The organism is Streptomyces sp. NPDC053427 (assembly GCF_044544985.1).
GTDB lineage: Bacteria > Actinomycetota > Actinomycetes > Streptomycetales > Streptomycetaceae > Streptomyces.
Window position 1 is genome coordinate 603,113 of record NZ_JBITYA010000001.1, and the last position, 19,178, is coordinate 622,290.

15 protein-coding genes are annotated in these 19,178 nt (G+C 70.4%); 7 read left to right on the forward strand and 8 right to left on the reverse strand.

Translation table 11 applies throughout. From position 1 onward, the window contains the following. The first annotated feature begins 428 nt into the window (after positions 1-428). Positions 429-689 (forward strand): hypothetical protein, encoded by a 261-nt coding sequence (locus ACIGWZ_RS02275; protein WP_400059896.1) that lies wholly within the window; start codon positions 429-431, stop codon positions 687-689. Positions 690-911: 222 nt separating this feature from the next. Here ACIGWZ_RS02275 and ACIGWZ_RS02280 read toward each other — a convergent pair whose 3' ends face one another. Beyond that, entirely contained in the window at positions 912-1,124 is a 213-nt protein-coding gene (locus ACIGWZ_RS02280) for a hypothetical protein (RefSeq protein WP_400059898.1), read from the reverse strand. Between the two features lie 15 nt (positions 1,125-1,139). Between ACIGWZ_RS02280 and ACIGWZ_RS02285 the strand changes: the two genes are divergently transcribed. Next, on the forward strand, positions 1,140-2,543 hold the full coding sequence (locus ACIGWZ_RS02285; protein ID WP_400060776.1) for a protein kinase: 1,404 nt from the start codon (positions 1,140-1,142) through the stop codon (positions 2,541-2,543). A gap of 249 nt (positions 2,544-2,792) precedes the next feature. On the opposite strand, the gene ACIGWZ_RS02290 is transcribed toward ACIGWZ_RS02285, so the two are convergent. Continuing rightward, positions 2,793-3,365 (reverse strand): TetR/AcrR family transcriptional regulator, encoded by a 573-nt coding sequence (locus ACIGWZ_RS02290; RefSeq protein ID WP_400059900.1) that lies wholly within the window; start codon positions 3,363-3,365, stop codon positions 2,793-2,795. A 70-nt stretch (positions 3,366-3,435) separates the two neighbouring features. Here ACIGWZ_RS02290 and ACIGWZ_RS02295 point away from each other — a divergent pair, with 70 nt between their 5' ends. The 3 genes from ACIGWZ_RS02295 (at position 3,436) to ACIGWZ_RS02305 (ending at position 7,154) form a co-directional block, all read left to right on the forward strand. Next, on the forward strand, positions 3,436-4,329 hold the full coding sequence (locus ACIGWZ_RS02295) for an NADP-dependent oxidoreductase (RefSeq protein WP_400059902.1): 894 nt from the start codon (positions 3,436-3,438) through the stop codon (positions 4,327-4,329). A gap of 96 nt (positions 4,330-4,425) precedes the next feature. After that, positions 4,426-5,550, forward strand: a complete 1,125-nt coding sequence (locus ACIGWZ_RS02300) for an FAD-dependent oxidoreductase (protein WP_400059905.1) — start codon at positions 4,426-4,428, stop codon at positions 5,548-5,550. A gap of 437 nt (positions 5,551-5,987) precedes the next feature. Further along, positions 5,988-7,154: an acyltransferase family protein gene (locus ACIGWZ_RS02305; RefSeq protein ID WP_400059907.1), complete on the forward strand. Its 1,167-nt coding sequence runs from the start codon at positions 5,988-5,990 to the stop codon at positions 7,152-7,154. A 63-nt stretch (positions 7,155-7,217) separates the two neighbouring features. Here ACIGWZ_RS02305 and ACIGWZ_RS02310 read toward each other — a convergent pair whose 3' ends face one another. The 6 genes from ACIGWZ_RS02310 to ACIGWZ_RS02335 all read right to left on the reverse strand — a co-directional run bounded on the left by ACIGWZ_RS02310 (position 7,218) and on the right by ACIGWZ_RS02335 (position 15,854). Next, complete coding sequence (locus ACIGWZ_RS02310) at positions 7,218-7,994, reverse strand: hypothetical protein (RefSeq protein WP_400059909.1); 777 nt, start codon at positions 7,992-7,994, stop codon at positions 7,218-7,220. A gap of 600 nt (positions 7,995-8,594) precedes the next feature. Next, complete coding sequence (locus tag ACIGWZ_RS02315; protein WP_400059911.1) at positions 8,595-10,511, reverse strand: ArnT family glycosyltransferase; 1,917 nt, start codon at positions 10,509-10,511, stop codon at positions 8,595-8,597. Between the two features lie 77 nt (positions 10,512-10,588). After that, on the reverse strand, positions 10,589-11,641 hold the full coding sequence (locus ACIGWZ_RS02320; RefSeq protein ID WP_400059913.1) for an NlpC/P60 family protein: 1,053 nt from the start codon (positions 11,639-11,641) through the stop codon (positions 10,589-10,591). Between the two features lie 52 nt (positions 11,642-11,693). After that, positions 11,694-12,176, reverse strand: coding sequence for a poly-gamma-glutamate biosynthesis protein PgsC/CapC (locus ACIGWZ_RS02325; RefSeq protein WP_400059915.1), 483 nt, complete (start codon positions 12,174-12,176; stop codon positions 11,694-11,696). Beyond that, positions 12,173-13,510 (reverse strand): poly-gamma-glutamate synthase PgsB, encoded by a 1,338-nt coding sequence (gene pgsB, locus ACIGWZ_RS02330; protein WP_400059917.1) that lies wholly within the window; start codon positions 13,508-13,510, stop codon positions 12,173-12,175. The genes ACIGWZ_RS02325 and pgsB overlap by 4 nt, the downstream gene beginning before the upstream one ends. A 13-nt stretch (positions 13,511-13,523) precedes the next feature. After that, positions 13,524-15,854 carry a HAMP domain-containing protein gene (locus ACIGWZ_RS02335; protein ID WP_400059919.1) on the reverse strand — a complete coding sequence of 777 codons (2,331 nt, stop codon included), beginning with the start codon at positions 15,852-15,854 and terminating at the stop codon, positions 13,524-13,526. Positions 15,855-16,274: 420 nt separating this feature from the next. Between ACIGWZ_RS02335 and ACIGWZ_RS02340 the strand changes: the two genes are divergently transcribed. Together ACIGWZ_RS02340 and ACIGWZ_RS02345 are read left to right on the forward strand one after the other, a co-directional pair. After that, complete coding sequence (locus ACIGWZ_RS02340) at positions 16,275-17,531, forward strand: alpha/beta hydrolase family protein (RefSeq protein ID WP_400059921.1); 1,257 nt, start codon at positions 16,275-16,277, stop codon at positions 17,529-17,531. A 125-nt stretch (positions 17,532-17,656) separates the two neighbouring features. Continuing rightward, positions 17,657-19,141 (forward strand): competence protein CoiA, encoded by a 1,485-nt coding sequence (locus ACIGWZ_RS02345; RefSeq protein WP_400059922.1) that lies wholly within the window; start codon positions 17,657-17,659, stop codon positions 19,139-19,141. The last annotated feature ends 37 nt before the right edge of the window (positions 19,142-19,178 follow it).

Below are 19,178 nucleotides of genomic sequence, written 5' to 3' on the forward strand. Positions count from 1 at the left end.
TCTACCCCGGTCACGTTCCGTTATTCCGCGCGGATGGATGAGCGGGGCATCGGACCGCATTTCCGGCCGGACCTCCCGGATCTCCCGCACCGCCACCGGACCCGCTGACGTGGGCGGACCCCCTACGGCCACCTGCGGTTCGGTGCAGTGGTGCCCGCCCAGGTCGCCGAACGGGCCGAGCCGGTGAGGCAGGCAGATCATTGACCTTCTCGAGGCGCCGCGCCTACGCTCAATTTGATGTCTCATTGAGGTTGCAACGATCTGAGCGATCTCAGCGATCTCAGCGAAGCAGGTCGGAGTCCCGCGAAGTCGCCCCCGCCCGGTGTGCCAGGGCTCGTGCGTTCCCGGCGCACGGCGGTGAGGCCAGGAGAACTCCACATTGACACGCCGAAGTTTCGGCAACGCACCTCCCCCGAGAGGGGACGATCATGCGCACGAAAACCAGGATCCACCGCATTTCCGCGGCACTGTGCGCGGTGCCTTTCCTCGTGCTGGTCGGGGCCGGCGCCGCCAGCGCGGCTCCCACCGCCCGACCGGCAGCCGCACCTTCCCATTTCTACCCCTCGGGCTGCGACGACTGGGGTCGCGGCGGGTACTGCTACGACGGCTACGGCCCTCCCGATTTCTATGGCAACGGCTACGGAGTCGGCTACGGCCCCTCCGCATACGTCGTCGTTCTCTACTACTGATCATCCGGGCCGCTGGGCCGCGGAAATGGCGGACCCGGGCAACGGCCCTCGTCGACAAGCCTGACCTCCTCATTGAGCCTGACCTCCTCATTGAGGAGGAGGCGCCCTCTGTCTTTCCGAGGAATTCACGACCACTCGCTTCGCGCTCCTCAAGAAGGAGGGATCGTGCTCGCGAGCTAGCGCCCCGCGTCGCTGAATTTCGCTGAATAGTGGTTGGGCGGATCAGTCCGCTGCGCCGTCCAACAGGTGGCTGTGGCGCAGTCGCAGTGCCCGTTCTGTGCTGGCCGCCAAGGTGGCGACGCCGATCGCGATGTTGCCGCACTTCGGCACGTCGAGGGGCGAGGTGAAGGTCCCGGTGTGCCGGGCGATGCCCGCGGACTTGGTGAGCTGTTCGGCAAGTTGTGGGACGAGGACGGCCAGGGCCGCGACGAGCACGCACAGTGAGAGGAGATCGGCTCGCCCGGCTTCATGTCGCCCGAGCAGGCGCGGGGGCTCGAAGTCGGCCCGCAGAGCGACGTGTTCAGCCTCGGCGCCGTCCTCGCGTACGCGGCGACCGGGCGGCCCCCGTTCGGCAGCCACGCCATCGGGCTGCACGCGCAGTTGTTCCGGGTGGCCGAGGAGGAGCCGGACCTGGAGGGCGTGCCGGAGGACGTGCTCGGGCTCGTACGCCAGTGCCTGGAGAAGGCGCCCGAGGAACGGCCCACGCCTACGGAGCTTGTGGCCCGCACCGCCGCCGGGCAGGTGCGGCCGTGGCTGCCGGGAGAGGTGCTTGAGCAACTGGGACGGCATGCGGCGTGGTTGCTGGATCTGGATCCACAGGGACGTACGTCGGTTGTGCCTGTGGATACGCAGCCGGACGTGCCGGTGGAGGCTGCACCGGATGCGCGGGCGGACATGCAGCCGGACATTCCGGTGGAGGCGTATCGGGAGGTGCAGCCCGACGTGTCGGCGGTTGATTGGGTGGGCACCTCGACGTCCGGCGGCCGCCCGACGCAGCCGAGTGCCCCGCCCGCGCGGTCACGGTTCAAACGGGCCCGATTCCTCGGCGCTGTCGTCGGAGTGCTGGTTCTCGCGGTCGGCGTGTCGATCGCGGCGCATTCCTGGGACGGCAACGGCGCGGACCCCGGTGGAAGCGGCGGTACGAACGGTGGTGCGGGCGGCAGCGAGGAGCCCACCCCGGCGGCGGTTGCCGTGCCGAAGAATTTCCTCGGGGCGTGGGAGGGCGTGCCGTTGAGCGACACGCGCGTACGTGTCGAGTTCAAGAAGGACGAGCAGCACCGCACGGTCGCCAGGTCCTTCTTCCTGACCGGCACGTCGCTCTGCGTGGTGAACAAGGAACCGAAGAAGGCGTCCAAGGGCTCGGTTTCCCTGGGGGACGCCCGTAGCGAGAACGCCTTCAGCGGCGGCACGTGCACGTTCCTGCCGTCGTACACCCTGAAGACCCGTAAGGACGGCAACCTCAACTTCGCCACCGACAACGGCCAGTACAAGGCCGTCCTTTTCAAGGCCAGGGCCGGCGAGGCGCCCGTGCCCGAGAAGTACGTGGGGCAGTGGGTGCCCAAGGGCGACGGGAAGGACCCGACGGCCCAGGTCACCATCGAGCAGGCGAAGACCGGGAATTTTTTCGTCCGGGGCTGGGACAACTCCCCTCAGAAGCGCTGCGCTTGGAAAGAGGTCCTGGTGTTCGTGAACGACACCGGTCTCATCTCCAGGCCGGTCTACCGGCGCGGATCGGCGGATCGCTGCGGCATGGCTCCCACCGGCGCCCGTGGGTACACCCTCGCCGGCTCCGGCATCCTGTCCATGGGCGATGCGGCGCGGAAGTGGGAGTTCGTCCGCAAGCCCGGCGCGTAACGCATACGTACGGGGCACCGACCAACAGCTCCTTGCTCGCTGCCGGCCCCTCTACGGCGCCCAGGGCGTCCCGGCGATCCCGGCCAGCACAAGGCCCGCCGCGAGTACGGGAACCGCGTCAACGGCCTCGGCAACGGCATCTGAAGGGGAACGGGGAGTATCCCCAGGCCCGGGGCTACTCCGTTGCAGAGTTCATGCTGCGGCCCCGTCCGGCTCTGGATGCACTGTTCGCCAGCAGCCCCTGGAGGATCAGGTGACGTCCCACGCCGCCTCGATCATCCGAAAGATCTCGTCCAGCGCGGCGTCCGGGTCGGCCGCCTCGCGGGCCAGCGCATAGGCGTCGATCACGAACCTCGCGATCGTCCGGCAGGCCGTTGCGCTCTGTGACAGGTCGGGATCGGCGACGAGGGCCGTGGCCAGCGACTCCGCGTGGCGTAGCCGCATCGACTCCTCGTACTCCCGCAGGGCACGTGACGCGTCGATCATGTGGTAGATCGGGGCGGTGCCGTCCCCCGTGCAGTGCCGGACCATGGCCTGGATCTCGCGGCGCAGTGCGGGGATGAGTGGCTCGTGCGGCCCCCGGCCGGTGACCGCCTGCGTGAGGCGCTGCTCGAAGTTCTCGTCCTGCTCGAACACCAGGGCCTCTTTCGAGGCGAAGTGGGAGAAGAGCGTGGTGACGGCCACGTCGGCCTCGGCGGCCACGTCACGGATGCCCACCGCGTCGTACCCGCGCTCCAGGAAGAGCCGCAGGGCGGTGTCGGCGATCTTCTGGCGGGTCGCGGCCTTCTTGCGTTCACGGCGTCCGGTCGTCGGCACGGTCATGCCCTGACGCTATCAGGTGCATAGCTGTAACAGTTCCAAAACGCTAACCGTTAGTGTTACGGTCGGCGGCATGAAGAGAGTGAGCTTCGCCGAGTTCGGCGGTCCCGATGTTCTGCACCTCACCGATGCCGAGGAGCCCCATGCGGGCCCCGGCCAGATACGCGTCGCCGTGCGGGCGGCGGGCGTGAACCCGGTCGACTGGCGGATCCGTGAAGGCCAGTTCCAGAAGCTCCGCCCGGTCGAGTTGCCTGCCGGAGTCGGGCAGGACGCCGCCGGGGTGGTGGACCAGATCGGCGAGCACGTCGAAGGGGTCGAGGTCGGTGACCGCGTGTTCGGGCGGGGCTCGAGTACGTATGCCGAGTTCGCCGTCCTCGCGGCCTGGGCCCGTATGCCCGAGGGCCTGACCTTCGAAGAGGCGGCCGGGTATCCCTCCGTGGTGGAGACCGCGCTGCGCATCATCGGTCAGGCCGGTGTGCGGTCCGGGCAGACGCTGCTGGTCAGCGGCGCGTCCGGGGGAGTTGGATCGGCGGTCCTCCAGATCGCCCGCGAGCGCGGCATCACGGTGATCGGCACGGCCGGAGCCGCGAACCAGGAGTATCTGCGGAGCCTGGGCGCCCTCGCCACGACGTACGGCGAGGGCTGGGTCGAGCGGGTGCGGCAACTCGGACAGGTCGACGCGGCGCTCGATCTGGCCGGGTCGGGCGTGATCCGCGAGCTCGTCGAGCTGACCGGGGATCCGCGGAGGGTGGTCTCCATCGCCGATCGCGGTGCGCCGGAGCTCGGTGCCCGGTACTCCGGCGTGACCGGGAGCGTTCCGCAAGCCCTCGCCGAGGCCGTCCGCCTCATCACGCGGGGAAAGCTCCACATCCCGGTCGAGAAGTCGTACCCGCTCGCCGAGGCCCCGGCGGCACACATCGACAGCCGGGCCGGTCACACGCGCGGGCGCCGGGTCATCGTCGTCTGAGCCGTTCACCGCCCGGTCGCACGGCCCGACGACCTGCCTTCCTTCCAGTGATCCTGCCGGGCCCACCCGGCAGGTGTGCGACACGCAAGGAGCCCCATGCACACTCCTGTCACGATCATCGGCGCCGGACTCGGCGGCCTCGTCCTGGCCCGCGTCCTGCACCTCCACGGCATCCCGGTCACGGTCTACGAGGCGGAGTCCTCCCCAACGGCGCGTTCGCAGGGCGGGATGCTCGACATCCACGACTACAACGGCCAACTCGCCCTCAAGGCCGCCGGACTGATGGACGCATTCCGCAGCCTCATCCTGGAGGGTCGCCAAGCGATACGAATCCTGGACCGTAACGGAACCGTCCTGCTCGACAAGGCCGACGACGGCACGGGCGAAAGCCCCGAGGTACAGCGCGGCGAGCTGCGGCAGATCTTGCTGGACGCACTCCCCGACGGCACCGTCCGATGGGGCCACAAGGCCACTGGCGTCCGCGCCCTCACCGAGGGCCGCCACGAGGTGACCTTCGCAGGCGGCGCCGCCGTCGTCACGAACCTGCTGGTCGGCGCGGACGGCGCATGGTCACGAGTCCGACCGCTGCTCTCCGGCGCCACACCCGAATACGTCGGCCGGTCCTTCGTCGAGACCTCCCTGCACGACGCCGACACCCGGCACCCGGCCACCGCGAAAGCGGTCGGCGGCGGGACACTCGTCGCGCTCGACCCGGACCGGAACGGGAAGTGGCTCGTGGCTCACCGGGAGAAGAGCGGGGTCCTCCGCACTTACCTCACCCTGGCCAAGCCGCAGGACTGGTTCGCCACCATCGATTTCACCGATGCCGCCGCGGCCGCCGAGCGGATCGCGGAGGAGTACGACGGCTGGGCACCGCAACTCACCGCACTGATCACCGCCGGCCGGACCGCGCCGGTCCTGCGCCCCCTCCACGCCCTGCCGGTCGGGCACCGCTGGGACCGGGTGCCGGGAGTGACCCTGCTCGGCGACGCCGCCCACCTCTCAACCCCCAACGGTGAAGGCGCCAACCTGGCCATGCAGGACGGTGCCGAACTCGGAAAGGCCCTCGCCGCACACCCCGACGACATCGAGACCGCCCTCACCTCATACGAACAAGCGCTGTTCCCCCGCAGCGCCGCGGCCGCCGCCGAAGTCGCCCACCACCCCACACCCCAGGACGTGATCAACTTCTTCACCGTCCGAGACCAAGCGGGAATCTGACAGTCCCGCAGAGATGAGCGACTGTGGTGGTGTTGAGAGTCTGCGCGACCTGGGCGATGGAGAACTCCGGTGACGCGGCCGCGCCACGGGCATGACCTTCGGTTCACGGCTGCAGCGCAGCGCTGCTTCCCAGGACCTCAACGCCCGCGCTCCCAACGGCTCCCCGCTGCCGACGACATCACACCGCCACCACGAGAGTCGAGCCAAGTTGCACCAGGAAAGGGGCCGTTTCACGCCGTTTCCATGGACGAGTGAGCCACCCGCCGCGACAGGTCCGGGCAGCCACCGTCATGCCCGAGTTTCGACGGCGCCGCCCGTCCCTCTGCACCGTCCCGAACGCAGACGCATACCCAACGTCAGCCCGGCCGATACGGCTTTCCTCAGAACTTCGCAGGGCGGTTTTACCCATTCCCACTGCGGGGCTTAGGGTGCCTCAAATGTTCGCGGCCATACCCTTCGTACGTACTGTGGACCCGGCGCCCGAAGGGCAGCAGGCTCCCGTCCCCCACGCCCCCGTCCCACGCGTCGAGCCCAAATCCGGTGGGAGAGATCCGTTCTTCGACAACGCGAAGTACCTGGCGGTCGTCCTCGTCGCCATCGGGCACACGTGGGAGCCGCTCACACACGGCGGCCGGGCGGCGATGGCGCTCTACATGACCGTCTACACCTTTCATATGCCAGTTTTCATCCTCATCTCCGGCTTTTTATCCCGCGGGTTCGACCTCAGCCCGGCCAAGCTCAAGCGGCTCATCACCAGTGTCGCCGTGCCGTACGTGGTGTTCGAGGTCCTCTACACCTGCTTCCAGCGATGGGTGCAGGACGACCCGAATGAGCCGATCAGCCTCACCAACCCGTACTACCTGGATTGGTTCCTGGCAGCCCTCTTCGTCTGGCGGCTGAGCACCCCGATCTGGAAGCTGGTGCGTTGGCCCGTCCCGCTGGCTCTGGTGATCGCCGTGCTCGCGGCGACCTCACCCCAGGTCGGCAACGACTTCGCCATGATGCGCGTTTTGCAGTTCCTGCCGTTCTTCGTCCTCGGACTGCACCTGACGCCGGCCCACTTCGACCTGCTGCGGCGGCGCGCGATCCGCGTCGCGGCAGCGCCGGTCATGCTGGGCGCCGTTGTCTTCGCGTACTGGGCCGCGCCGCGCATCAACGTCGCATGGTTCCGGCACAACAACGCCGTACAGGATCTGGGCGTGCCGGCGTGGATCTCCCCGGTCATGGAACTCGCGCTGTTCGGCTGCTCCATGGTGCTCGCGGTGTGCTTCCTGGCCCTGGTGCCACGGCGGCAGGCATGGTTCACGAAGCTGGGCGCGGGCACGCTGTACGGCTATCTGCTGCACGGTTTCGTGATCAAGATGTCGCGCTGGTTCGGCTGGTACGACGACGTCCCCTGGGTGCGCACGCCGGTCGGCGAGATCGTGGTGACGGTGCTGGCTGCCACGCTGATCACGCTGCTGTGCACGAGGCCGGTGCGGCGGGTGTTCCGGTATGTGATGGAGCCGAAACTGTCCTGGGCGTTCAAGGAGGACGCGGCTGCGGTGGCGCGGGCGCGAGCGGGCACGGCCGACGCCGTGTCCTCAAGCTCCGCCGGCTACTGACTTTTTCGCATGTGCTGCACGGCGACGAAGTCGGCCTCGCCGACCAGTCCGGCCTCACCCGGGTCAGTTGTCGACGTATTTGCGCAACACGGCCTGGTAGTCGGCGAATTCGGGCTCGGTGTGGAGCACGTCGGTGTTCTTCTTGAGGTAGACCAACCCCGGGCAGTCGGGCTTCGTGGTGCCCTGCAGCCGCTCGCTGCCGACCTCCTTGCCCGTCCTGGCCTCGTACACGGTGACGTCGTACACGCCGCGGTACAGCTTGATGGTGTCCGTCGTGAACTTGCAGTCGGTCAGGAACTCGCCCTCGTCGGGGGAGTCCAGGCAGGCGATGAGCTGGACCCGGCGCGGGTCGAGCTTGATTCCGCTCCAGTGGTCCGCCGTGCCGGAGGCCGGGAAGGCCAGGCGGGGGGAGCCGGACTCGCTGAGGGTGAACATCGCAATCGGGTGCGGGTCCGCGCCCGTGTGGGCGGCCGCCTGCGGGAAGTACTTGCGGGCCATGCCGTCGCCGCAGCCGGACTCGAAGTCGGAGACGCGGCTCAGCGCCTTGTCGCTGGCCTTCGGCTCGAACATCACCCAGTAGGCGCCGTAGCCGACCGCTGCCACCATGACCACCGCGGTCGCCCGGAGAAACAGCGTCCGCCGCCTGTGCCGTTCCGGCCGCAGGTCCTGGCCGGAGACCCCGCCGGCCCTGCGCCTGTTTGCCAGGTGGTATCCGAGGTAAAGGACCGGGGCGGCCGCCGTCACGGCGAACAGGACGCCGACCGGCGGGTTTCCGCCCTTGAAGGCGATCACCGAGAAGATCACCGAGATGCCGATGAGCAGGACTATCAGCTTGGCCATGAACACATCTTTCCGTGGGGACCAACAGCGAGCCCGAAGGCCACCGACGACAGGCGAGTTCGCCCCGGCGATTCCGTACCGAGGGGCCGCGTTCGGACGTTCTCCGGAGGTTGATCAGGCAACTGGCGCGGTGAAGGATTCTTCCCGGCATTCGGCTCGGCAGCCGCAACCGCAGCCACTCCGCCCGTCGCCGTCAGTCGGGCACTGCGGGGCCTGCAGCAAGCTAGTACGTGAATTTCGCATATGCCACCTTCCTTCCGTCCACCGTGCGCGAGCCCTTCGGTGGGAAACGACCGACGCTGCGCGGTCTGCCTGCGCCGGACGGCGTCGACGCTAACCACTGCCGATGAAATGGCGATGACATGACGGCGGCCTCGCCGGTGGGTATGCCGGAGTCTGCCGGAAGAATGTGCATGATCCGGCTATGGCGATCGCGGTCAACCGGCGGCTCTCGCGTACTTCTCCGCCCGAGCGCATGGCCGACGAGCCGGTGCGCGGTCTCGTCCCGTGCGGCAGGCGTCGAGAGGGGTGCAGCCGCGGATTCCTGGAGTGGCCGCCGCGCAGCCGTCCGCGGAACCCGTCGTGTTCAGCAGGTCGGTTTCACGGGGCGCAGTCGTAGAGGGTGAAGCTTCCGTCCGAGATTCGGCCGTAGGCGCGCGGCGGGATGCGCGTGCAGTTCTTCTTCACCCAGAGCGTTGCCGGTGTGGACGGGCGGCGTGTGGTCAGCAGGGCGTAGCGGAGTTGGTGGGTGGAGACCAATGCACTCAGCCGCGGGGCGGTCGGAAACGGGGTGAGGCCGGTGAATCCGCCCATGACCAGCACCGGTTGGGAGGTGGCGCGAAGCAGCGGCTCGGCGCCGTACGCGGCTTGGGTGGCGAGGAGGTACTTCTCCCGGGAACGGTGCGCGGTGAGGTAGTTCAGCAGTGCGGTGTCCCGTACGGACGGGGTGTTCAAGGCGCCGGCCCGGATCTTGGTCCGGTGGTGGCGCATGTCGAGGTAGCCGGCTCCGACCGGTCCGGCCAGCGGCGACATCGGCGAGCCGGCGTACCGCGGATCCAAGCAGGCGGTGGCCCAGACAGCCGGGGCGAGCAGCGTGGATGCCAGGCCTGCCGCCAGGGCGCTGTGCACCGCTCGCCGCGTGCTGCGTGGCCCGCAGGACCACAGGCCCACGGTCCCGCACAGGCCGAGCATCAGCACCACCGGCAGCAGCCAGGGCGCGAAGCGGCCATGCGGACCGTCAATGACCACGGCCCATAGTGCGGTCAGTCCGACCACGGCGGGCAGCGCCGCCCGGCGCGGGCCGCCGGCGCGGTATGCGGCCCAGAAGAGGGCCGCTCCGCCACCGGTCAGCGCGGCCAGGGCCGGTGCGAGTACGGCGGTGTAGTAGCCGTGGTTGCCGTTGGAAGTGCTGAACACCGCGACGTGCACCGCCAGCCAGCCGCCCCACAGCAGGAACCCGGCGCGCGGCCCGTCGGTGCGCGGCTGCCCCGCGCGCCACAACAGGCCGAGCACCAGGGCCAGTACGGCGAGCGGCAGCAGCCAGGCTATCTGCGGACCGACGATGTGGTTGACCAGCATGGTCCAACCGGTGTTGCCGGAGGTGCGGCTTGCGGCGGTGCCGGCGACGGCGCCCAGTGCGTGGGGGTCATGGCCGAAGCGGCTCAGCCCGTTGTAGCCGAAGACGAGCGTGAAGGGGTTGTTGTTGGTGGTCCCGTCGGCGTAGGGGCGGCTCTCGGCGGGTGTCGCCCACAGCAGCAGCACCCAGGAACAGGAGACGGCGAGTGCGGTGGCTCCGGCGGCCAGCAGCCGCCGGGCCCGGTCCCACCGGGAGCCGGGGGCGGCCAGTTGGTACACCGCGGCGAAGACGGGAAGGACCAGCCAGGCCTGGAGCATCTTGGCCTGGAAGGCGAGCCCCACCCATATGCCGCAGACGAGCAGCGGCAGCAGCTTCCCGGTCCTGACCGCCTTCTGCAGCGCTCCCGCCGCGAGGACCAGCAGCAGGACGAGCAGGGTGTCCGGGATGGTGTGCCGGTTCAGTGCGACGGTGATCGGGGTGAGGGTGAGTGCCAGCGCGGCGAGCAGCCCGGCCGGCGCGCCGGCCCAGGCTCGGACGATCCGGTGCAGCGCCCAGACGGCCGCTACGCCCTCCAGCGCCTGCGGCAGCGCCGCCGCCCAGTCGTACGGCCCGAAGAGCTTCACGGAAAGGGCCTGCGGCCACAGCGCACCGGGGATCTTGTCCAGGGTGATCGAGCCGCTCGGGTCCAGGCCGCCGAAGACGAAGGTGTGCCAGTCCGCGGCCATGGACCGGACGGCCGCGCCGTAGTAGGGGTGCACCCCGGCACGGTCGATGCCCCAGGCGTAGAGCACCGCGGCCATGGCCAGGATCAGCAGGAGAGTCCACAACTCCCAGTCGCCGGGGACGCGTTGGAGCCAGGCGGCTCGCCAACCTCCTCCGGTGGGGTGGGCGCCTTCGGGGCGGCGGTCGGTGGAGTCCCGGGTGAGGGGTGTGGGGGCCATGGCGGGGCCTCTCAGGGGGCGTCGGACTGGGGCGATCAGGGAGCGGCCGGCGGGGGACGGTCAGCGGGGCGGCGGCTTCACAGACGGCGGGCCATGCGCCACCCCTGGGCGTAGAAGCCGTCGCCGTCGAGCCGCGCGCGGCCTGCGAGATCGCCCATCGTGGGTCCGTTGGCCCGCGAGCGGCTGGAGTAGAAGCGCGGATGCCCGTCGTCGTCCGTCCCCAGGTAGATGCCGCAGTGGTCGATACCGTGCGGTCTGCCGATGTCGATGGCGAAGAAGACCAGGTCGCCGGGTTGCAGCAGGCTGATGTCGGCGGGCGGTCGGCCGGTGTTCGGGATCAGCAGTACGCCGGGGGCCCGGGTGGCGATGGCGTAGGCCCGGCGGGGCAGGCCGATCCCCGCGGTGTTGGTGGCGTGCATGGGGTACCCCATGCGGTAGCCCCAGATCAGGCGCATGAAGCCGGAGCAGTCCACGTCGCCGTAGCGTGCCTTCTCCGGGTCCTTGCGGGTGCCGTCCGGGAAGGTCCAGGGGGTGCCGAGGTAGTCGTAGAAGTCCGACTTCTCGTCGCGGTAGTGGAACGAATCCAGCGACTGTCCGGGGACGCGGGGTCCGAAGTGGGCCTTGCCCGCGTAGCGCAGGCCGGCGGCGGTGCGGCGGTCGGGTGCCCCGTCGCCGTACTGGAAGGCCACGCCGAGGACGTCCGGGCTGCGGTCGGCGAGGGCCTTCGGGAACCACTCGCGGAACCACCGCGTGCGCGCGTGGCCCGGCCGCCATCCGTCGGGCAGCAGCCGCACCCAGGCGTTGCCGCGCACCACCGCGCTGGTGGTGCGCGGCTCGCTCCAGGTACGGGCCGGGCCGGTCAGCAGTGCGGTGCGCGCGCCGTCGGTGAAGGTGGCCAGCACGCGGCCGTCGGCGGCGCGGACCACCGTACGGGCGGGCGTCCGGTGGCGCTCGAAGCGGTAGCCGCCGGTCGGCGCCCGGAAGTCACCGTGCGGGTCGCCGGCATCGCCCGGTGCGAAGTGGTGCCGTGCGTAGACGCTGACCGCCGCGGCGGTGGCGGCCAGACCGGCGACACCGCTCAGGACCTGACGGCGGCTGGGGCCGCGGCGCGGGGTGGGGACGGTTCCCATGGTGACCTCCTCGACGTGCGGATGGGCGGCGGACAAGGCGGGTCCGGCTCGGTCAGGCGGTGGGCAGCGCCCCCAGCAGGAGCCCGGAGACGAGCACCACATAGGTGCCGAGGGTCACCGCGGTGGTGGAGATCGCGGTGGCCGCCATGGGCTGGCGGACCAGCTGATAGGCGATCAGGCCGGGCACGATGAAGCCCAGGGTCTGTGTGGTGTAGAGCAGCGGGAACTCGTGCTGGAGCGCGAGCATCACCGTGGCCTGCAGCACCACCGCACACAGCACCACGGCGGCGAACAGCCGCTTCCCGTACAGGATCACCTGGCGCTGCAGGACCTTGGTTGCGAAGAAGGTGAGTGCCGTGACGCCGATCATCAGTGCGGCCCGGCCCGCGTCGGTGACCAGGGTCAGCGCCAGCCAGCCGGGCGTGATCATGCCACCGGGAGAGAGGTTCGTGGTCAGATAGCACACCAGCGAGAAGACCAGTCCGAGGGCGATCCCCAGCGCGGCTGTCTCCGGAGTGACGGTGACGGGGATCATGGCTGCTTCCTTGTCGGGTCGTACGGGGCGTGGTGGCCGACGGGGGCGGGAATCGGGGGATGCGGGCCGGGCTCCGGACCGTTCAGTGGTGCCACCCAGCTGTACGGCTCCGGCTCGGGCGGGTGCGCGACCGCGAGGGGTTCGCCGGTGCCGTCCGCGGCCAGTTCACCGAGGTGCTCCAGGAACAGTTCGCCCTGGCCGTGGATGTTGCCGATGGCCACCAGCGAGGAGTCCGGGCCCAGTTCGGCGAGGAGGGTGCGGGTCAGCTCGGCCGCGTCCCGCCGGTCGCCGCCCAGGTCCACCACGCGCCCGGACGACCAGCCCGGTGGGATGCCGTCGCGGGCGCTCTTGGTGGGGTGCCCGATCAGGAAGACGGTCTCCGGGTTCAGATCGGGGACGATCGCCCCCATCTGCCCGTTGCGTTCCACCCGGTCCGGGCGGCAGTTGATGACCACGTTGAGCGGGCGGCGGATCGCGCCGAGTTCCTCCAGCTGACGGACGTTCATCAAGGTCGACTCGGGGTCGTTGGCCGCGAAGACATTGGCGAAGCGCAGCCGTTTGCCGTCGGGGGTGCGGTAGCGCTCCACGGAGAGCACGCCGGGGTCCGGCGGCGCGTCCCACATACCGCGCAGCGCGGTGTCCCGGTCCACGCCGAGCAGCTCCGCCACCGCCAGCGCGATGGCGACGTTCTCCTTGAAGGTGAACCAGCTGAACCCGCGCAGCTCCTCGTCGGTGACCGACTCGGGATCGACCGCGATCAGATGGCAACTCCGCTTGTCCGCCTCCTCCTCGAGGATGTGCAGTCGCTCCCGCTCGGCGGTGACGCAGACCCCGCCGACCGGCATCGACCGGCAGAGCGAGCGGGCCACGTCGTCCAGGGTGGGTCCCATCTCCTCGAGGTGGTCCTCGCGGACGTTGCACAGCACACCGATGGTGGAGCGGATCAGCTTCTCCTGGTTGACCTCCTGGAGTGCGGGCATCACCGCCATGCACTCGATCACCAGCGCATCCGGCCGGTACGCCGCCGCCCGCCGGACGATGCCGATCTGCTCCACGACATTGGCGATGCCGAACTTGCGGTACACCGGCTCCTCGGTGGCGTCCGGGTGGATGAAGCGGGCCGCGGTGCCGGTCGTCTTGGCCACGGTGACCAGGTCACCGCCGCGCAGCGCCCCCGCGCACAGCCGGGTGATGGAGCTCTTGCCGCGAATGCCGTTGACCAGCACACGGGTGGGGATCTGCGCCAGCGCCGCGTAGTGGCGCCGCTGTTCCAGGACGCCGGCGACCAACAGTGCCGCGCAACTCAGCAGCAGTACAACATAGAGGAAAAGCACGTCAGTTGATCCTTTACGACCCCGGGACACTTCCGCATCGGGACGACTGGGCAGGGACAGAGGCCGGGTCGGTTCCACCGCCACGGCCCCGGTCCGCGAGCGCCTGCCGGAGCAGTTCCAGGCTGCGGGTCACCGAGCCGCACTCGTCGTGGTGGACCGGGTACAGCACCGTGCGACGATCGCCACCGGCCAGCCGCTCCGCGCATCCGGCAAGGGCACGTAGCGGCCTGACGACCACGATGTGCAGCCAGCCCAGGCAGGCGATGCCCGCGGCCAGGGCGAGCAGCCCGGAGAGCGTGGTGCGCGCCTGGACTTGATAAACCGTCAGTTTGAGCGCCGCGGCGGGCTCCGCCGAGACCACCCGCCAGCCGAGTCCGGCGGCGGGCCCCGTCCGTGCCAGTGGAGCGGCGGCCGCGACGGACGGGCCGGCGCCCGGCGTGGTTTCCGCACGCAGTACGGCCGACACCGGGCTGCCCACACTCCCGGGCGCCGCCTCGGTCCGGGCCACCAGGCGGGTGAAGCCCTGGCTGGGCAGCGGCTCGAAGGCCTGGAAGCCGACGCTTGCCGCGAGCACCCTGCAGCGTTCGTCGGTGAGCCAGAGCCTGCCGAGACCCGGCCGGGACAACGGGCTGTTCAGCGCGTTCACATCGATCTCGGCGAAGAGTACGGCCGGGGCCGCGTTCTTGGCGGTCTTGGCGGTCTTGGCCGACGGGATCTGGGCGTAGGCGGCGATCGCGGGGATCCTGCCCTCGGTGTTGACCCGGGTGATTCCGCTGCCGGTCGGCGCATGGACGAGCGTGCGCAGCGGCTCCTGGCCCACCCGCGTCAGGATGGCGCCGGTGCGGTCCAGTACGTACAGCGAGCGGTACTTGGGATGGCCGGCGAGCGCACGCCGCAGCGCGTCCGTCGTCCGCTCCCGTGACTGCCCGGAGGCGGCCGACGCCACCTCCCGGAGGTCGGTGTAACTCTGGTCCAGGATCTGCCGCACCCGATCAGCGGCGGCCTCGGTGCGTGACTGCTGGTCGGCGACGACGGCGGCCGGTACGGCCTTGCCGGCCTGCACACGGTGTATCAGGAACAGCATCGGCACCCCCCATGTGGCGATCAGCAGCACGCCGGCGAGAGCCACGGACCGGACACCGGGGCGTCGGCGCACCGGCGGCGCGGGCTCCGGTCCCGTCTCACCCAGCAGTTGGCGACGTATCGACTCCAGTGCCCGGCCGGTCCTGCCCAGCTCGCCGAAGGCGGCAACTGGCACCGGCCGTGCCAACTCCTCCCGCGCCCCGGGGGTCTCCGATGCGCCCTTGGCCAACCGCGCGGCGGACAGGTGGAGCCGCAGCAGCGGACGCTGCACGGTGCCCCACAGCGCCACGGTGACCAGCGCGGTGATCACCAGCAGCGCGCCGGCGGCCACGATGGCGAACCGGGTGTAGTCGGGGCCGCCCTTCGCCGGAGGCACGTCCCTGAACGTGAGGATCGTCAGCCCCAGGCCGGAGGCCACGTCCTTCCCGTCCGCCGCGGCGACCGCTGCCCAACCCGCGACCCGGCGCAACCCGCCGTGGCCGTCACCGAGCAGGCTTCCGGCAGCGTCCGTGGTGCGTGGAACGGCGTTCGCCGCGCGCTCCACCGCGGCAAGCAAGGCACGGTCGCCGGTGCCGGACGCCCGGACCGGGCCACCGGCGGTAGCGGTGGCGAGCACTTTGCCGTTCCGGCCGACCAGTTGACCGGTGCGCCCGCCCCCGTACACGTGGGGCGCGACGAGCTTTTCGGAGACGACCAGCAGGAGTGTGCGCGCGTCACTTCCCTGGCTCCCGTCCAGGTCCCGCGCCTGGTCGGCATTCTCGTCCTGGTCGTGCCTCGGAGCGGGCACGGCAACCCGGGCGAAGAACAGGAGCCGGGGACCGGCGCTCCCCGACGTGACCAGCCGGGGCGCGACGTCTTTGGACCGTGCCAGGGCGGTCACGTCCACATCGGTCAGCGGCACCGGTTCGCCGTCGGCCGCGATCCGCTTGCCGGTGTTCGGGGCGAGCAGCACACCGCCCTGCACGGAACGTCCGGCCGAAGCCCGGGGCGCCACAAGGGACTTCATCACCTGTGCCGCAGTGCTGCCGGCGGGGGGCGTGACCGACGCTGCGGAGTGGCGCAGTGCAGTGGCCCTGGCGTTGACGGAGGTGGCAACCGAGAGGGCGGTGTCGGCGGCGATCTGGCGTTCCGTGTCGCTCAACGCCTGGGGTACGTCCCGTTCGCGAACGGTGCCGAGACCGAGCGCGGAGAACGCGGCGACCGCCAGCAGCGTGCAGAGCAGTGCGGCGATCGGTGGGCGGACGCCTCCGAGGAGGGGCATGTCGGCGCGGCGTCGGGTGCGGTGTCGACGGGGCGCGCGGGCAACCGGGTGCAGGGCAGGCGTCCTCTCGGCACAGGGGAATCCATGGAGAAACTCGCGGTACGAGCAAGTCCTCTCACGATAAAATCACAAAATCGTTCGTGTCTCGTTCCCGGGTACGGGTGCAGGTGCAACCGCTGCGCCCAACCCGCGCCGGAGCGCGGCCGCTTGGACCCCTCCCGCCTCATCCGGAGGCAGGGCATGGGGCGTGGAGCGTGGGGCCAGGACACCGCCCACATCACCGATTGCTCGCGGGCGACAACTGCCCGCATACGCAACGGGCGTTGTGGCGGCCGCGGCGAAAACCGGTACCGAACACCGCTACGATGTGCGGCTATTCGCCGGTCACATTTGCGATCGCCATCGTGGAGAGGGCTGCCCATGAAACACGCACGGAGAAAACCCCGCAGCCGGTTCCGCGACCGGGTCGCCGGCACCACAGGAGCACTGGCCGTCGTCCTGGGCGCCGGGATCGGGCAGGCCGCCGCCGCCGGGAAGCCCGCCGCGGCGCCCACTGCCAAGGAGGCGCCCCTGGACACGGCGGACGCCCCGGGTGCGCTGACCCTCCCCGCCCCTAGCGGGCACTACCGGGTCGGGACGGTCAACCTCCATCTGCTCGATACGAAGCGCACGGACCCGTGGACGCCGGACCGCCGGCCGCGCGAGCTGATGGTCTCGCTGTGGTACCCGGCCACGCACACCGCCGGTCACCCCGCCGCGCCTTACTTGGAGCCCGCCGCCGCCGCGCACTTCCTGGCCGTCCGAGGGCTGCCGCCGAACGCAGTCACCCTGCCCACCACCGCCGGCCACACCGGCGCCCAGGTGGACCCCAAGGCCGGCAAGCTGCCGGTAGTGCTGTACTCGACCGGGCGGGGATCGGACCGTGCGACGGGTACCGCGCTCGCCCAGGACCTGGCCAGCCGCGGCTACCTGGTCGTCACCCTCGATGACACCCACGATGACAGCGAAGTGCAGTTCCCCGGGGGCCGGCTGGAAGTGGCCACGATGCCGCCAGGCGTCCCTGCGTCGCGCGTGATCGCCGCGCGGGCCGCGGACACCCGCTTCGTCATCGACCAGCTGGCCGCCATCAACCGTGGCCACAACCCGGACGTGGACCACGCGCCGCTCCCTCACGGGCTGTCCCACTCGGTGGACATGAACCGCATAGGAATGTTCGGCGCTTCCCTTGGCGGAGCGGTCGTGCCGGAGGCCATGCACGTGGACCACAGGATCCACGCCGGTGCGAACCTGGACGGCCAGTTCTTCGGCCCGGCGAAGACCCGCGATCTCAACCGGCCCTTCCTGCTGTTCAGCTCCCAAAACCACAACCGCAACAGTGACGGGAGCTGGGCCACCTTCTGGAAACACCTGCACGGCGAGCGCTTCGACCTGAAGCTGCGCGGTTCCGAGCACCTCTCCTTCATGGACTACGCGGCTCTCTGGCCCCAGATGGCCGGCCCGCTCGGCCTGTCCCCCACCCAACTCGTCCAAATGTTCGGCACGATCGCCCCCGACCGCGCCATCGAGATTCAACGCACCTACCTCGCGGCCTTCTTCGACAAGGAACTGCGCCACCAGCCCAGCCCGCTTCTCGACGGTCCCTCCCGCCACTACCCGGAGATCGCCTTCGTACGCTGAACCGGCCGGCCGTAGCCGTGGTGCGGATCGGCGGCCGGGCCGCGCTGCTGCGGCGGCTCGGGCCGGGCCGGACTGTCAGTGGTCGGGGGGACACTGTGAGCTGACTGTCATGCAGAGGGGGGCCGATGGCGTTTCGCGCCGTGCATGCGACGTGGGGGACCGTCTTTTCACACCTGACGGATCTCGGATGCGAGCGGTCGTGGGAAGCGGTGTGGAAGGTGAAGCCGCCCGCGCCGCTCGCCTGCCCCGAGTGCTCGCATCCGATGTACGCGAAGGCCTCTCGCAGCGGCTTACGGTTCTTCGCCCATGCCCCGCACGCCCCCGACTGCGAGATCGCCCGGCAGGGCGAGTCCGAGGCCCACCACCTTCTCAAACTGGAGCTCGCCAGTGCGGCCCGGGACGCCGGCGCCCACGCCGAACTGGAGGTGAGGGCGCCGGACGGTTCGTGGCGGGCCGACGTGCTGGCCACCGATCCGGGCGGCGGTTGGGCGATGGCGTTGGAGGCCCAGCTTTCGCCGATCACGGCCGCGGACATCACCGCCCGCACCGACCGGATGCGCGAGCACGGCGTCACCTCGTGCTGGTTCAGCGACCGGCCCTGTCCGCCCTGGCTCGGCACGGTTCCCTCCATACGGCTGGCCGCCGACGCCGACGGAGGCGTCACGGTCGTCGAGGGCCTGGTGAAGTTCACCGGCAGTGGCTGGGTGACGCCGCCGGAGGCGACCCTCACCGACTTCTTGCGCTGGGTCTTCACCCGCCGGGCCGTCCCGCACACCCCGCGTACGAGGCTCCGGTACCCGCTGCGCCAGCTGACGCAGGTGTGGACGGCACCGCAGTACGTCACCGCCGAGGACGCCTATCTGGTCGAAGAGGAGGAACGGCAGCGCCTCCAGGACGAACGGCACGCCGCCTACCGGGAGAAACGGGAGAAGGAGCTCGCCGAGAGCCGCGCCCGCAACGCCGCGTCCCGCGCGCGGGCCATCGCCAAGGCCACGATCGTCGAAGAGAAGGTGCGGCAGCGGCACCGCCGCGCGGCATCGGAACTGCACGGCGAGCTCATGGAGCGGGCGGATGTGCAGCAGGCGGTGGCCTTCCTGGCGGGCGGCGCGTACAACATCCCCGTGACCGCGGGCTGGAGCTCGTCCGAAGGGCACTGGGCGGGCGGCGTGCCGCTGATCAGGACCGATGAGTGGGTCCCCGCCGCCGTCCTGGATCCGGATCCCGGACAGCTCAGCTTCGACGCGTTCCGGCTGCTGGCCGGACTGCTCCTGCTCTTCCCGACCAAGGCCCGCAAGGAACGGTTCGAGCGCAACACCCGGCGCCGCAGAAGAGTCCCGATGGACGGGTGGCACACGGACTTCATCGATGCCCCTCCTGCCTCGGCCCCCGCCCCGGCCCGGTCCGGGGGCAAGGGCCGCCGTCCCCGTACGACGGAGGAATGCATCTGTCCCCAGCCGCAGTTGGTGGCGAGGATCTCGCGGTCCGAGCACCCGGCGGAGCCTGCCGAGGATTGGGGCCCGGCCGCCGCGCTCTACACGGCCGTGTGCCGGAGGTGCGGCGGACCGTACACACGGCCTTGGCGCCGGGTGCCGTCCGGGAACCACCGATGAGGCGCGGGGAGGGCGCGGTCGGGAGGTGCGCTGGGCT

Coding starts and splice junctions, on each gene's coding strand:
- ACIGWZ_RS02275 (WP_400059896.1), top strand. CDS start 429: ATGCGCACGAAAACCAGGATCCACCGCATTTCCGCGGCACTGTGCGCG.
- ACIGWZ_RS02290 (WP_400059900.1), bottom strand. CDS start 3,365: ATGACCGTGCCGACGACCGGACGCCGTGAACGCAAGAAGGCCGCGACC.
- ACIGWZ_RS02295 (WP_400059902.1), top strand. CDS start 3,436: ATGAAGAGAGTGAGCTTCGCCGAGTTCGGCGGTCCCGATGTTCTGCAC.
- ACIGWZ_RS02300 (WP_400059905.1), top strand. CDS start 4,426: ATGCACACTCCTGTCACGATCATCGGCGCCGGACTCGGCGGCCTCGTC.
- ACIGWZ_RS02305 (WP_400059907.1), top strand. CDS start 5,988: ATGTTCGCGGCCATACCCTTCGTACGTACTGTGGACCCGGCGCCCGAA.
- ACIGWZ_RS02310 (WP_400059909.1), bottom strand. CDS start 7,994: ATGGCCAAGCTGATAGTCCTGCTCATCGGCATCTCGGTGATCTTCTCG.
- ACIGWZ_RS02315 (WP_400059911.1), bottom strand. CDS start 10,511: ATGGCCCCCACACCCCTCACCCGGGACTCCACCGACCGCCGCCCCGAA.
- ACIGWZ_RS02320 (WP_400059913.1), bottom strand. CDS start 11,641: ATGGGAACCGTCCCCACCCCGCGCCGCGGCCCCAGCCGCCGTCAGGTC.
- ACIGWZ_RS02325 (WP_400059915.1), bottom strand. CDS start 12,176: ATGATCCCCGTCACCGTCACTCCGGAGACAGCCGCGCTGGGGATCGCC.
- ACIGWZ_RS02335 (WP_400059919.1), bottom strand. CDS start 15,854: ATGCCCCTCCTCGGAGGCGTCCGCCCACCGATCGCCGCACTGCTCTGC.
- ACIGWZ_RS02340 (WP_400059921.1), top strand. CDS start 16,275: ATGAAACACGCACGGAGAAAACCCCGCAGCCGGTTCCGCGACCGGGTC.
- ACIGWZ_RS02345 (WP_400059922.1), top strand. CDS start 17,657: ATGGCGTTTCGCGCCGTGCATGCGACGTGGGGGACCGTCTTTTCACAC.